This is a genomic window from Vibrio sp. 14N.309.X.WAT.E.F5 (assembly GCF_030397615.1).
Classification (GTDB): Bacteria; Pseudomonadota; Gammaproteobacteria; order Enterobacterales; family Vibrionaceae; genus Vibrio; species Vibrio lentus.
In genome coordinates, this window is the sequence record NZ_JAPNXR010000001.1 from 54,395 (window position 1) to 67,190 (window position 12,796).

The window sequence follows — 12,796 nt, forward strand, 5'->3', positions numbered from 1 at the left end:
GTTTAGCTGGCAGTTTTTCTTTGAATAAAAAAGCCCAGTTAATACTGGGCTAATCGATTTTCTATGGTTATTTTGAAGAACTGGTTATCTCGAAGAATTTGGCTTGCTCTTAAATTGCTTAACACTCTTCTTTTTTGCCGTTCTGCGATTGGCCATTTTGTCCTTTGGTGGACGTTTTCTCGCTGTTGCTTGAGAGGCGGGTTTATCTGTTACCGGAAAACCGTCTAATGACTGCAACGGAAGTGCTTTGTTGGTGAGAGTACGGATGGCGTCTAAATACTCAGTTTCACCGTGGCTCACAAGGGAAATTGCGAATCCAGTGCTTCCTGCTCTTGCCGTGCGCCCGACACGGTGCACGTAAGTCGCAGAGTGAGATGGCAAGTCAAAGTTAATCACGACGGGCAGTTGGTCTATATGTATGCCTCGAGCCATCACATCAGTTGCGATCAACACTCGTGTTTCACTATTTTTGAAATTTTCTAATGCTTGCGTTCTTTCTTCTTGGCTTTTGTTGCCGTGTAAAGCACTTACGCTAATTTTTGCTTTATTCAGTCGCTTGGTGAGCGCGTCAGCATTGTCTTTGGCACTGATGAAAACCAGTACTTGTGGCCACTGATGTTGGTTCAATAACGCGATCAGTGCTTGAGGTTTGCTTCCCTTGTTCACTAGGTAGAGTGTTTCTTCAATGGCTGAAACGACACTGTTCTCTTGGTGCGTCGTGACCTTTACTGGATTAGTAAGTAGCGCCTCAGCCTGACTGACCAGCTCTTTTGGCAGCGTAGCCGAAAACAGCAGTGTTTGATGTTTTTTCGGAAGAGCAGAAATAATGGTTTGAATATCTGGCCAAAACCCCATGTCGAGTAAACGGTCTGCCTCATCAAGAACTAAGGACTTGCATTGGGTTAGCGCTAGCTTGTTCTCTTGAATAACGGCAAGTAGGCGGCCAGGAGTTGCGATCACGAGTTGTGGCTTCTCTAACAATTGCTGTTGCTGACTATCGATATCAATTCCACCAGTCAGTGTCACCGTTTTGATATCAAGTGCGGTTGCGATGGGTTCTAGAGCTTTGGCTACTTGAGAGGCAAGCTCACGGGTTGGAACAATGATGACCGCTTGCAGTTCACGTATCGCAACATTGATGTTATTTAACACAGGTAAGCCAAACGCCAATGTTTTCCCGCTGCCTGTTTGGGCTAAGGCGAGAACGTCTTTGCCCGAAACAATATGGGGAATAGCCGATTGCTGCACCTCTGTAGGAGTCTGGAGGTGGATGGGGATCGCAGCAAGAGTTTGAGCGTTTAGGGTTAGGCTATTAAATGACATAAATGAACCAAGTATCAAAAGGGAGATGGAGTCTAACAGGGCTATAAATGTTAGAGAATGAGTTTTGCAGCGTTACAGGATAAACGGACGAATTATACACGTTAAATTTAAGCGTTATCCATACAAGTGAACTAGACAAGCATAAGCTAATAAACGTTTGGCATATTGTAATGGTGTTGAATGGACGTACAATACCCGCCCTAAAACGATCAAGAATGATTAGGAAGCGATAAGGAAATGAGAGCGAAATGAGTTGGGAAAGTATCTGGCTGTTTATTGTCATCGTGTTTTTTATTGCCATTATTCCGGGCCCAAATGCTCTGTTGGTATTGAGCACGGCTTTAACCCAAAGAAAGCTGTTTGCGTTTATTAACGTGTTGGGTGTGTCATGCGGGTTCTTTTTTCATGCGTTTGTTTCTGCAAATGGCATGAGCTTACTATTATCTCAGACCCCAATGGCGTTTGAAGGTCTTAAGTGGCTGGGCGTCTTGTATTTAGTCTGGCTCGGTTATAATCACTTTCGAGCGGCACTGCGCGCTCAAGATGGCGTGCTTGCTGTGGTGAGTGCATCGGGAAGTAAGCTTTATCATCAGTTTGTGAAAGGGTTATTGACCAATTTACTCAACCCTAAAATTGTTCTGTTTTACCTCTCAATATTCCCTCAGTTTGTTTCTACGAACAACATTGTATCCGACAGCTTAATGTTGGGCGCGATACAGGCGACAGTGGTTGCTACATGGTTTTTGGTTGTCATTCTGATGGCTGATACGTTTAAGAGGTTATTAACTCAAAAGCGCACTTCTCAATGGATGAACATTGTGTGCGGGTTGTTGTTTGTTGGCTTCAGTATTCAATTGGCGCTGTTTCAGCTTTAGGGTTCATCGCTAACAATCGAGCTCCTAACATATCCGACTCACATCTCACTTTTTACTGAATACTCAGTAATTCTTGTTCCTCTGTATAAATCTCTAAAGCATTAGGTCGTAAAGTCGATATAATAATCAGCTATCAATTTGGTGAATATGTTCGTTCGAAAACCAATTGAAGCTAACGACTATTGTTTGACCGAGTAAACAGAGACAGGGAGTCACAGATGAGTGAAGAGTCATTCACCCAGAAACGCAAATATTACCGCTTGAAGTACCCAAAAAAGGCACGTCCAGTGATGCGAATTAAGGATGAGCTTTTTCATGTCAGTGAAGTGTCTGAAAAGGGTGTGCGCTTGATGATGCGTAACATCATTCCTGTTTATCGAGGTTTCTCAATGGCAGGAAGCTTAAGATTGCACGATAACAACACCATTGATATTAGTGGTGCAGTGCTGCGACAAGAAGGCGATGAAGTGATTGTTCAGTTGCTACAAGGACCAAGCTTCAAAGATATGGTGTCAGAACAAAGACACATTAGGCAAAGGTACCCGGTGTTTTTTGCTAGCCTCAGAGTGGCATAGAACGCATTTAAAGTTAGATGCCTTAAAACCCAAGTCACTCATTTAGATCCGATATTAAAAAGCCCAGCACTTTCACAAGAGCTGGGCTTTGCTATATGTGTAAGCAAACTAACTATACGGACAAACTAAGGAGCTTAGTTCGTCTTATGGTTCGTTTTATAGCTCGTCTACTGTTGCCCAAACCGCTGCTAGCATGTCGTGACCAAATGCAACGCTACGCTCTGGAGACCAACCGTACAGTTCGTCAGCGTGGCTGATGTGATCTTTAAATGGCATCTCTACGGTGTAAGCCAAACATTTGAACTGCTCGCCGATCCAGTTTGTGCCGACCGTCATATTCGCTTTGCCCGGCTCATCTTTATCGTAACCAAATTCATCTTGGAACTCTGGCGTGATAGTCAGAAGCGCTTGCTTGAAGTGATTCTCTAGTTTTGCAATGCGCTCGTTGTATGAAGGTGTGCCTTCGCTGCCCGCGACAAAGTTATACGGGATTGCTTCGTCGCCGTGAATGTCTAGACAAAGGTCAACGCCAGTTTCTAGCATGCGTTCACGTACAAGGAAAACTTCAGGGCTGCGTTCCATAGAAGGTGATTGCCATTCACGGTTTAGGTTAACGCCAATACCGTTGGTGCGCAGGTGGCCACGGATGCTGCCATCTGGGTTCATGTTAGGCACAACACGGAATACAACGCTGTCTAGCAGTGAGCGGCCTACTGTGTCTGTCTCATCGAGTAGACGTTGAAGCAAGCCTTCGATTAGCCATTCAGCCATGGTCTCGCCAGGGTGTTGGCGACCAATAACCCAGATATTTTTCTTCTCTTCACTTGGCTCACCGATAGTTAGCAAAGTGATGTCATTGTTGTCTAATGTGTGACCCAGAGTTTCTAGCTTACAAGCAGGGTGCGTTTGAGCGCTGTGCAGAAGATCTTGATGACGATCGTATGAGTACGGCGCGAAGTACGCGAAGTACATTGAATCGTGTTCAGGAATGATGTCGAAACTTAGTGTGTCGCCATCGAACTGGGATGGGATACGGAACCATTCTTCACGGTCATAAGATGCAACCACATCGTAATCTTTCCAACCTTCAGGATAAGCAGAAGTTGCCAATTGACCGATTTCAAAGTGATGAGCTTGTTGAGCTTCACTCTCTAAACGGAAGTGGAACCACTGAGAGATTTCAGTCTGGTTGTCTGCTGGGATCGTCAGTTGAATGTTTTGTGGTGAATCTGCTGAAACGACGTGAATGTTGCCGCTTTCGAAGTTGCTGAAAATTTTCATTGTAGTTTTTATCTCGTAGTTGAGTTGCCGTAAGATTAGCACACTTTTTTTCGAGCAAACCACTAACTAAATCGTAATGAGATGTTATTTCAGCTATCTGTTTTTAGCTGCCTACTTTTAAATCGTCAGCTGTTTAACTGTTAACTTTGAGCTATCGACGCTGGCAAGTAGTACAACCACGACAGGCTGATCGTGTGTAGCGATCCAGCTTACTGCGTTGCACCTTACAATAGGCATTTTTCAGCGCTCTTCTTCCAGAAAACCAATCATCCGGCTTTGACAGGATCAGATAACCATTGAAGCGCTTTACAAGCTCTATTCTATTTTGGTCGATGAACTTGCTATCAAATCCAATTTCAAAGTAATCAAGCGCTTGTTCAATCGAAGTGAAACTCGCTATTTTTTGTTGGAATTCTGTTTGGTTCATGGGGAGTCGTTTCTGAAATGGCCGCAGCTATTGTACCGAGTCAAAGAATTGTTTTATTGACTTTAGTTATGACTTATCCAGATTTTAGTCGTGGGCTTTTTCAACTTGAAGTGATCCTTTTAACTTTTTGAGGCCTATAGATTAAAAATAAATAAACTGTGCAGGAAAGATCATGAATCGGATCAACCCAAAGAAGTTACTTCGTAGTAAATGGACAGCGGTTAGCCCAGTAAAGAAGGAGAAACACTTCATGATTACTGAGGTTGAATTCGAAGAAGGGGAGGTGATTCGTTGCTTAATAGAAGCGGTGATGACTAAACGAGAGGAAGCCATCAATTGGCGGGATTTGACAGACAAAGATCATTGGCTTCCTGGTTGGAAATAAAGATGTGAAGTTAGCACCTGAATTAAGGACAAGAAAGCCCAGATCCGCCAGTTTTAACTGCCCGATACCGTGCGTAATTGCCAGTACTTGAGCCCCTCTAACACACCCTCAGCGTGTGTTGCTCTGCTGGTATACACGTTGTCTCTATCCGATAGGTGAGCGACCTCAGGGTAATGATTAGCCACCAAGATCGAGTTTACGCCCTCTATGGTCAGCATAGAGGTGTCGTTAGCAGAATCACCCGCTACGCACACTTCATCAACGCTCAAATCATGTTGTTTGAGCAGGTGATGAATAGCAGTCGCCTTGTTGACGCCCTTCGGTGTGATGTCCAAATACCAATCGTGAGAGTAGGTGAGGTGTACATCCAATCCGTGTGACTTCAAGCTCGATTCGATCAGCTCGTGTTGAGGCTTAGACAACTTTCCTTCAAAGGTAATCTTGTAGTCGCCTTGATGGTTCTCTAAGCGTTCTCCCATGAAATCGAGTGGCGCAAGTGCTGACTCTACCTTTGATTTGTTCCACGACGCTTCTAATTGGTTATGCCAAATATGATCGGGCTTTTGGGAGTGGTCGTGGTGAATTCTGGTGCCCACATCGCTGATAATACTGTGTGGTTTCGGGTAGTTATCCGACGCCAAACCCACCCTAATAGAGGGTAGAGTTCTTCCCGTCGCAATGATAAATCGGATATCAGATTGCTCAGTTAAGTAGTCAAATAATTGATTAACCCCATGAGATGAACCTCCATCAAGCGTCCCATCAAAGTCACACACCAACATTTTTATCATTCGAGTGCCTTGTCCTTTTCTTTAATCATCGCGGAAAGTATCTCCATTTCTTCTATAAATAATGGCTCAGCAATGATTACTGTACAAGTTGTCTTTTGGCTTAGGTAATCGACATTCAATAGTTTGCAGCAAGCGTCACAGTCGGCGTTATGTTCTGGATATTAAAGACAATTCTATCAATTTTAACCGTGCCTAATTGGGTTCTATTTTATCGGTTGTTTCTACTTTTTTTGGTGATTTTTCATCCCCTCTATTCGTTTTTATTTGTAATTTTGAATGCCTCTCTTTCCTCGTTGATTTCATGCAGAACCCTCGTGTTATACAGACAAAGGCTCAGGGGGTATTTGACCTTCGTAACAGAGCCAATCACCAGTTTGTAAATGACACCAAAATCGGCGTCAAATAGTTTGTATTCGAATTATTTGTGCACGAACTATTTGTACGTATTCGTGGTCTATTTAGCTTATTAATTGTTCTGATGTGAAATAAATATTCAATAATCTATCAGTAAGTAATACATAATATTGTAGATGATGTTGTCGATTTAAAGTCTTTTATTATCAGTATTTTGCTGTAATTTCGCTTGAAATTTAACCTTTGTTTTGGTTGGTGGTTTAGTGGTTTTATTCCATGTTTACAGAACGCGCCCCCTTGATTTACAGGGTCGAATTGCTTAGAGTGCTAATCGTTTTTCGGGTTTAAATAACCATTTTAAAGCTTAAATAACCGTTTTTAAGTTTAAATAACTGTTAGTTTAAATAACTAAGAAAGGATTAGATTACATGGATCCCATACTGGAAGTTAAGGGACTGTACAAGGTGTTTGGTGAAGACACCGACCGTGCTTTTACAATGATTAATGAAGGCGCGAACAAAGATAAAGTTTTCGAAGAAACAGGTTTAACGATCGGCGTTAACGATGTTTCTCTTAGCATTCAAGAAGGCGAGATTTTCGTAATAATGGGACTGTCAGGATCTGGCAAATCAACCCTAGTACGCCTTCTTAACCGCTTGATTGAACCTACCAAAGGTAATGTGCTTCTTCGAGGCAAAGACATTGCCCACATCTCAGAAGATGAACTCCGCGAAGTCCGCCGCAACAACATCTCTATGGTTTTCCAAAACTTCGCATTGATGCCTCACATGACAGTAATTGAAAACGCTGCGTTTGGTCTTGAGCTAGCGGGTGTTGAAGTCGATAAGCGAAAGCAGTCAGCATTTGAAGCGTTAGAGCGAGTAGGTCTTGGCGCGTATTCGGAATCTTACCCTGATGAGTTGTCTGGTGGTATGAAGCAGCGTGTAGGTTTGGCTCGTGCTCTAGCTTGCGACCCTGATATTCTGTTAATGGACGAAGCATTTTCTGCGCTCGATCCTTTGATTCGTACTGAAATGCAAGACGAGCTAATTCGACTTCAAAATGACGATAAACGAACGATTGTTTTCATCTCGCATGATTTGGATGAAGCGATGCGTATCGGTGATCGAATTGCGATTATGCAAAATGGCGAAGTGGTTCAAGTGGGTACTCCTGACGAGATCTTAAATAACCCAGCGAACGACTACGTTGAAGCCTTTTTCCGTGGCGTGAATGTAGCAAGTGTTCTTACTGTGAAAGACATTGCACGTAAGAAGCCTGCTGCGGTATTTAAGAAGTCAGAGCATGACGGCCCAGCGTCCGCCCTACAAATCTTGATGGATAATGACCGCGAATACGGCATCGTTGTTGAGAAGAGCAGTCACTACTCAGGCATTGTGTCTATCGAATCCCTTCGTAAAGCCCATAAAGAGAACAAATCATTAGTTAGCGCACAGCTAGATGATGGCTTAACTCTCAATCCAGATTTACCAATCAATGATGTACTTGGCCTTGTGGGTGGCGTGCCTTATTCCGTTCCTGTTGTGGACGATAAAGGTAATTACTTCGGCGTTGTGACGAAATCACGACTGCTACAAACATTGGATAAGGGATAGATCATGTCGTCGGAACAAACAAATAATGACCCATGGTCGCAATCGGCACCTGCAGCTCAACCTGCAAGTGATCCTTGGGGTCAAGCCGCTGATACTTCACCATCTGCAGATTGGCTAAGCAGCGAAACTGTAGAAACCATTCCTTTTGATCCACTTAATCCTTTTGCAGAAGCCGTTCTGCCTGTTGATACTTGGGTTGAGTCTGGATTGAATTGGCTAGTTGAGCACGGACGCCCGTTATTTCAGGCAATACGTGTGCCTATCGATTTCATTTTGAGTTCATTTGAAACGGCATTGGTGTCTACACCAGCTCCGTTCATGTTGATCATCTTGTTTCTCGTCGCATGGCAGTTTTCAAATCTGAAGCTTGGTATGGCTACTGCAGTATCGTTGACGTTCATTGGCTTGATTGGCGCTTGGTCTGAAGCGATGACCACACTGTCACTGGTTATGACGTCGGTCTTCTTCTGCCTGTTGATTGGTTTACCCATGGGGATATGGCTCGCCCGCAGCAATACTGCGGCTAAATTCGTGCGCCCAATTCTCGATGCCATGCAAACGACGCCAGCCTTCGTTTATCTCGTACCCATCGTAATGTTGTTTGGTATCGGTAACGTTCCGGGCGTCGTGGTAACCATCATATTCGCATTGCCACCAGTGGTACGTTTAACCATCTTGGGTATTCAGCAAGTACCGGAAGATCTGATCGAAGCGGGTCACTCATTCGGCGCAAGCAAAAAGCAGATGCTATATCGAATTCAACTGCCATTAGCATTGCCAACCATTATGGCAGGCGTAAACCAAACACTAATGTTGTCGCTATCTATGGTGGTTATCGCATCAATGATCGCGGTAGGCGGTTTAGGTCAAATGGTACTGAGAGGTATCGGCCGTTTAGATATGGGGCTGGCCGCTGTTGGTGGTCTAGGCATTGTTATTTTGGCAATCCTACTTGACCGCATTACCCAAGTTCTTGGGGTAAATGCAGGTAATACAAAATTACGCTGGTATCACATGGGGCCTGTTTCCCTTGTGCTAAAAGCTTTAAATCGCGGTAAACAATCAGAACTACAACTAAGGAAAAACACCAATGAATAATTCATGGAAGAGCAAACTAGCCGTTAGCATCGTTTCGACACTGGCTGTATCAACGAACGTGTGGGCAGCAAGCTTGCCAGGTGAAGGTGTATCAGTTCAGCCTGTTCAATCTTCAGTTGCTGAAGAAACGTTCCAAACACTGATTGTTAACCGTGCTCTAGAAGAGCTTGGCTACGACGTGAAATCAACACAAGAAGTGGACTACAACGTAGCTTACACCTCAATTGCAAAAGGTGATGCAACGTTCCTAACCGTAGGTTGGTTCCCACTACACGCTGATAAATACAAAATGGCAGGTGGCGATGACAAATTCTACCGCGAAGGTCAGTATGTTAGTGGTGCCGCTCAAGGTTACCTAATTGATAAGAAAACGGCAGAAAAGTACAACATCACTAATATTGGTCAGTTAACCGATCCAAAAATTGCGAAGCTGTTTGACGCAGACGGTGATGGCAAAGCAGACCTAACAGGCTGTAACCCAGGTTGGGGCTGTGAAATGGTTATCGAACACCAACTATCGGCATTCAAACTGGACGATACGGTAACTCATAATCAAGGTAACTATGCGGCGATTATTGCTGACACAATTTCACGTTACCAAAAGGGTGAATCAATTCTTTACTACACGTGGACACCATACTGGGTGAGTGGCGTATTGGTGCCTAACGAAGATGTAGTATGGCTAGAAGTTCCATTCTCTTCACTACCTGGTGAGCGTGCGAACGTGGATACGACGTTATCTAACGGTAAAAACTACGGCTTCGAAATGAACTCAATGCGCATTATTGCGAACAAAGAGTTTGCTAAGAACAACCCTTCAGCGGCTAAACTTTTCGAAATCATCAAACTTAACATCAATGATGTAAGTGCTCAGAACATGATGATGAGCAAAGGTAAAAACAGCTCTGCAGATATCGAAGCACACGTTAACGGTTGGATTAAAGCGAACCAAAATACGTTTGATGCTTGGATTGCTGAAGCAAAGCAAGCTTCACTATAACGGTCACTCACACTTGGTCTAGCTAGCCTAACACTTTAATTGGATACTATGAGCGTGTTTAGTGATTGTGTAGATCTACTAAATTGCTTTCAAATAAAGTGATAAGGCGACAAGAGTGAACATTAAAAAAGCCAGCAGTCCAATTTGGATTGCTGGCTTTTTGTTATCTGTTTTTATTTTGAGCTTCTAGCTTCTAGCTTCTAGCTTCTAGCTTTTAGTTATAGCTCTAGCGTTCGCCTTGAACTTCAAAATCATCACTTACTAGACGAGCGCAGCCATCGGCTTCTAACGCCCAATGTTCACGATGCACAACACCAAACGCTTTGTTCATTGTCCAGCTTGCCGTCAGAATGTAGCCGCCTTCTGGGTGTTCTTCCCATTTTACATCGGTGTAGTCGACGTCTTTGAAGCCTTGGTCGATGATGTTTTGCCAAAATGCTTGAATCGCTTCACGACCTTCAAAGGTACCAAATGGACGAGCTTCCATCACACACGTTTCAGTGTACTGATCTGCACAACCTTTTGCATCTTGGCTGTTGAATGCTTTCTGCCATGCGTTAATGCCTTGCTTACATGCTTCTAATACTTGGTTGTTTAACATTGCTTTTCTCCATAGCAGTTTTCTTTCAAACACTGCGTCTTCGATTTGGGTGTCTCGATAAGTTGGATTAAGTTTAGTCTTGGAAATTAAATTGAAAAACAGAGATAATAGAAAATACTGTATGTAAAAAGAGAACAATTGAATGAGTAAGCTAAAGCAGATGTCGATTTTCGCTCACATCGTAGAGCAGGGTTCTGTATCAGCTGCGGCTGAAAAACTTGAGTTGTCTAAGTCCGTCGTCAGTCAGCACCTCAAAATTCTGGAACAAGAGTTAGGGGCTTCACTTCTCAAGCGCACAACACGCAGACAAACTCTGACTAGTATGGGTGAACGTTTTTATTTGAGTTGCAAAGACATTAACGTGATTGCTGACTCAGCTTGGGATATGGCCAAAGCTGAGCTAGAAGAGCCACAAGGTCGAATTCGAATCACGGCTCCGAATGCGTTGATGGATTTATTGGTCGCGCCTGTTATTGCAGACTTGATGAAGCAATACCCGAAGTTAAAACCAGAACTGATAAGCGATGATCAGCACTTAGATTTCATGGAGCACGATATTGATCTCGCAGTACGAGTGGGCAGTTCTCGTGACAGTAACTTAAAGCAGAAACGCTTGGGCGAGTTTAAAGACGTGTTGTGTGGCGTCGAAGGCATGCGAGATAGAGAGCTTGAATCTATCCCTTATATTGCTAACTCTTGGCAGGGAAAACAGGTGACTCATCAGTTTAGTTCTAAAGGTGAACAAGACTTTGTCTACCAACAACAAGCCAGTTGTACCACTAACTCTTTTCACAGTTGCCTTGCCTTAATCAAATCAGGTGTTGGCATCGGTGTGATTCCAGACTTCTACCTTCATCAGCTATCCGATGAAGTGGTCGACATCATGCCAGGTTTTCAATTACCCACTAACACGGTTTATGCGTTGAACCCATTTGCTTCGAACACACCTATCGCCATTAAACTTTGTATTCAAGCGTTGGAAGAGAAGTTGAAACAGAGTTTTGTTTAATTGGCGTAAGGCTTTTATCTGAATACCCTGACTACTCTGAAGGGATGGCTAAGCAGTCATCTCCTTTCTATCTCTCATTTCTACCCTATCGTGTTCGTTTAATTGTGTAGATATTGGCGAAAAATCAAACCCTTACTTATAGTTAATCTTAGTGTCTAGTTGCTTATCAAATGCTAAGAGGTTTAATTATTGTCTGATCTTTGTACCAAATCATGTATCGAGTGTGGGTTAGTCAGCCAGTTCCACGAATTAGCTCCGGGAAGTGAGGCATCGTGCCCTCGCTGTAAACATACTTTATGCAGTATTGGAGCAAGTAAAGGGCAGGGTGTGATGGCTTACGCATCAGCCAGTTTGATAACGTTGGTGATGAGCCTAATCTTCCCTTATATGTCTTTTAGTGTGCAAGGTATCAGTCAACAAATAACCTTGTATCAAGCCGTCGAAATGATGAACCGCCTCGATAATACTTCGATTGCCGCGTTATTGTTTCTCGCGGTTATTTTCCTTCCTGCTTATTTTCTTATTAGTGTTATCTGGTTTTATGCATTAACAGAAAGGAAATCAAAACACGCTTACGCGCCGAGCCGTTTGGCTATCTTTGTATTAAAAACATTGAGTTGGGTTAAACCGTGGTTGATGGTGGATGTATTTTTGATTGGTGTTCTCGTCAGTTTGATTAAAATATCCGCTTTAGCCGATGTCTCTATGGGCATCTCTTTTTGGGCATTTGCTATCTACGCTATGTTAGTGGTTAAGACGATGTCATTAGTCGATTTTGATTGGATTTGGGATAAATTAATACCACTCAAAGCTTTGAATAGCACCACCGCTGGTGGCCTTTTTCAACAGCATGATCATTTGGTCTGTCATGTTTGCGGGCAAGTCCACCTCTATGATGACAACTTAACTCAATGTTCTCGTTGTCATGTTCATCTGCATCGATTTAATCCAACCAAAAACCTTCAGATAGTATGGGCTCTATTGTTCACAGCCATCATTTTCTATATCCCAGCAAATCTATACCCAATGATGTATACGTCTGCGTTCGGAACGAGTGAAGGTTCAACCATCATCGAGGGGGTGATTATATTGTGGAACATGGGTTCATACCCGGTCGCTATGGTCATTCTTCTTGCGAGTGTGTTTATTCCAATGGCCAAAATGGTCGCCCTAGCTTATTTGTATTGGAACGCCAAAAGGGTTAAAGGGCTTCCACCGCATGAGGCAAATCGTTTTCTCAAAATATACCGTGTCACTGAGTTCATTGGCCGTTGGTCGATGATAGATATTTTCGTTGTCGCTATCTTGGTTGCGTTGGTTCAACTCGACGGGGTCATGGCCATTTACCCGGGGCCAGCAGTGTTGTCTTTCGCATCGGTAGTCATCTTTACCATGTTGTCAGCGATGATTTTCGATTCTCGAATTATATGGAAGTAATCTCCCCTAAGAGGTGTGGGAAAT

13 protein-coding genes are annotated in these 12,796 nt (G+C 43.4%); 8 read left to right on the top strand and 5 right to left on the bottom strand.

The features are described 5' to 3' along the window. Positions 1 to 84: 84 nt before the first annotated feature. Positions 85 to 1,323, bottom strand: coding sequence for a DEAD/DEAH box helicase (locus OW495_RS00275; RefSeq protein ID WP_289884364.1), 1,239 nt, complete (start codon positions 1,321 to 1,323; stop codon positions 85 to 87). A gap of 248 nt (positions 1,324 to 1,571) precedes the next feature. On the opposite strand from OW495_RS00275, the gene OW495_RS00280 reads away from it, so the two are divergent. Together OW495_RS00280 and OW495_RS00285 are read left to right on the top strand one after the other, a co-directional pair. Further along, on the top strand, positions 1,572 to 2,198 hold the full coding sequence (locus OW495_RS00280) for a LysE family translocator (protein ID WP_017105700.1): 627 nt from the start codon (positions 1,572 to 1,574) through the stop codon (positions 2,196 to 2,198). A 218-nt stretch (positions 2,199 to 2,416) separates the two neighbouring features. Then, positions 2,417 to 2,773 (top strand): hypothetical protein, encoded by a 357-nt coding sequence (locus tag OW495_RS00285; protein WP_017109877.1) that lies wholly within the window; start codon positions 2,417 to 2,419, stop codon positions 2,771 to 2,773. Between the two features lie 156 nt (positions 2,774 to 2,929). Here the strand turns inward: OW495_RS00285 and OW495_RS00290 are convergent, their stop codons facing one another. Both OW495_RS00290 and OW495_RS00295 read right to left on the bottom strand, forming a co-directional pair. Next, the gene (locus tag OW495_RS00290; RefSeq protein ID WP_029225770.1) at positions 2,930 to 4,054 is read right to left on the bottom strand and encodes a M14-type cytosolic carboxypeptidase; all 1,125 of its coding nucleotides are present in this window, start codon (positions 4,052 to 4,054) and stop codon (positions 2,930 to 2,932) included. 151 nt (positions 4,055 to 4,205) lie between these two features. Beyond that, positions 4,206 to 4,481, bottom strand: coding sequence for a nitrogenase-stabilizing/protective protein NifW (locus tag OW495_RS00295; RefSeq protein ID WP_065112208.1), 276 nt, complete (start codon positions 4,479 to 4,481; stop codon positions 4,206 to 4,208). A 172-nt stretch (positions 4,482 to 4,653) separates the two neighbouring features. Between OW495_RS00295 and OW495_RS00300 the strand changes: the two genes are divergently transcribed. Beyond that, positions 4,654 to 4,866: a TIGR02450 family Trp-rich protein gene (locus OW495_RS00300; protein WP_017105704.1), complete on the top strand. Its 213-nt coding sequence runs from the start codon at positions 4,654 to 4,656 to the stop codon at positions 4,864 to 4,866. A 53-nt stretch (positions 4,867 to 4,919) separates the two neighbouring features. Here OW495_RS00300 and OW495_RS00305 read toward each other — a convergent pair whose 3' ends face one another. After that, the gene (locus OW495_RS00305) at positions 4,920 to 5,657 is read right to left on the bottom strand and encodes an HAD-IIB family hydrolase (RefSeq protein ID WP_102300188.1); all 738 of its coding nucleotides are present in this window, start codon (positions 5,655 to 5,657) and stop codon (positions 4,920 to 4,922) included. A gap of 782 nt (positions 5,658 to 6,439) precedes the next feature. On the opposite strand from OW495_RS00305, the gene proV reads away from it, so the two are divergent. Genes proV through proX form a run of 3 tightly spaced genes read left to right on the top strand, consistent with a single transcriptional unit; the run spans position 6,440 to position 9,725 of the window. Next, entirely contained in the window at positions 6,440 to 7,627 is a 1,188-nt protein-coding gene (gene proV, locus OW495_RS00310) for a glycine betaine/L-proline ABC transporter ATP-binding protein ProV (protein WP_065112212.1), read from the top strand. 3 nt (positions 7,628 to 7,630) lie between these two features. Further along, entirely contained in the window at positions 7,631 to 8,725 is a 1,095-nt protein-coding gene (gene proW, locus OW495_RS00315) for a glycine betaine/L-proline ABC transporter permease ProW (RefSeq protein ID WP_102514221.1), read from the top strand. After that, positions 8,718 to 9,725 carry a glycine betaine/L-proline ABC transporter substrate-binding protein ProX gene (proX, locus tag OW495_RS00320; RefSeq protein WP_065103796.1) on the top strand — a complete coding sequence of 336 codons (1,008 nt, stop codon included), beginning with the start codon at positions 8,718 to 8,720 and terminating at the stop codon, positions 9,723 to 9,725. The genes proW and proX overlap by 8 nt, the downstream gene beginning before the upstream one ends. Before the next feature lie 226 nt (positions 9,726 to 9,951). On the opposite strand, the gene OW495_RS00325 is transcribed toward proX, so the two are convergent. After that, on the bottom strand, positions 9,952 to 10,326 hold the full coding sequence (locus OW495_RS00325; protein WP_029223405.1) for a nuclear transport factor 2 family protein: 375 nt from the start codon (positions 10,324 to 10,326) through the stop codon (positions 9,952 to 9,954). A gap of 142 nt (positions 10,327 to 10,468) precedes the next feature. Here OW495_RS00325 and OW495_RS00330 point away from each other — a divergent pair, with 142 nt between their 5' ends. Together OW495_RS00330 and OW495_RS00335 are read left to right on the top strand one after the other, a co-directional pair. Continuing rightward, a complete protein-coding gene (locus tag OW495_RS00330; protein WP_099166401.1) occupies positions 10,469 to 11,335 on the top strand; it encodes a LysR family transcriptional regulator in 867 nt (288 codons plus the stop codon). Between the two features lie 189 nt (positions 11,336 to 11,524). Then, positions 11,525 to 12,772 carry a paraquat-inducible protein A gene (locus tag OW495_RS00335; RefSeq protein ID WP_133153984.1) on the top strand — a complete coding sequence of 416 codons (1,248 nt, stop codon included), beginning with the start codon at positions 11,525 to 11,527 and terminating at the stop codon, positions 12,770 to 12,772. Positions 12,773 to 12,796: the final 24 nt, after the last annotated feature.

Bases quoted from the DNA above. Each gene is read 5' to 3' on its own strand.
- OW495_RS00275 (WP_289884364.1), bottom strand. From the start codon at position 1,323: ATGTCATTTAATAGCCTAACCCTAAACGCTCAAACTCTTGCTGCGATC.
- OW495_RS00280 (WP_017105700.1), top strand. From the start codon at position 1,572: ATGAGTTGGGAAAGTATCTGGCTGTTTATTGTCATCGTGTTTTTTATT.
- OW495_RS00285 (WP_017109877.1), top strand. From the start codon at position 2,417: ATGAGTGAAGAGTCATTCACCCAGAAACGCAAATATTACCGCTTGAAG.
- OW495_RS00290 (WP_029225770.1), bottom strand. From the start codon at position 4,054: ATGAAAATTTTCAGCAACTTCGAAAGCGGCAACATTCACGTCGTTTCA.
- OW495_RS00295 (WP_065112208.1), bottom strand. From the start codon at position 4,481: ATGAACCAAACAGAATTCCAACAAAAAATAGCGAGTTTCACTTCGATT.
- OW495_RS00300 (WP_017105704.1), top strand. From the start codon at position 4,654: ATGAATCGGATCAACCCAAAGAAGTTACTTCGTAGTAAATGGACAGCG.
- OW495_RS00305 (WP_102300188.1), bottom strand. From the start codon at position 5,657: ATGATAAAAATGTTGGTGTGTGACTTTGATGGGACGCTTGATGGAGGT.
- proV (WP_065112212.1), top strand. From the start codon at position 6,440: ATGGATCCCATACTGGAAGTTAAGGGACTGTACAAGGTGTTTGGTGAA.
- proW (WP_102514221.1), top strand. From the start codon at position 7,631: ATGTCGTCGGAACAAACAAATAATGACCCATGGTCGCAATCGGCACCT.
- proX (WP_065103796.1), top strand. From the start codon at position 8,718: ATGAATAATTCATGGAAGAGCAAACTAGCCGTTAGCATCGTTTCGACA.
- OW495_RS00325 (WP_029223405.1), bottom strand. From the start codon at position 10,326: ATGTTAAACAACCAAGTATTAGAAGCATGTAAGCAAGGCATTAACGCA.
- OW495_RS00330 (WP_099166401.1), top strand. From the start codon at position 10,469: ATGAGTAAGCTAAAGCAGATGTCGATTTTCGCTCACATCGTAGAGCAG.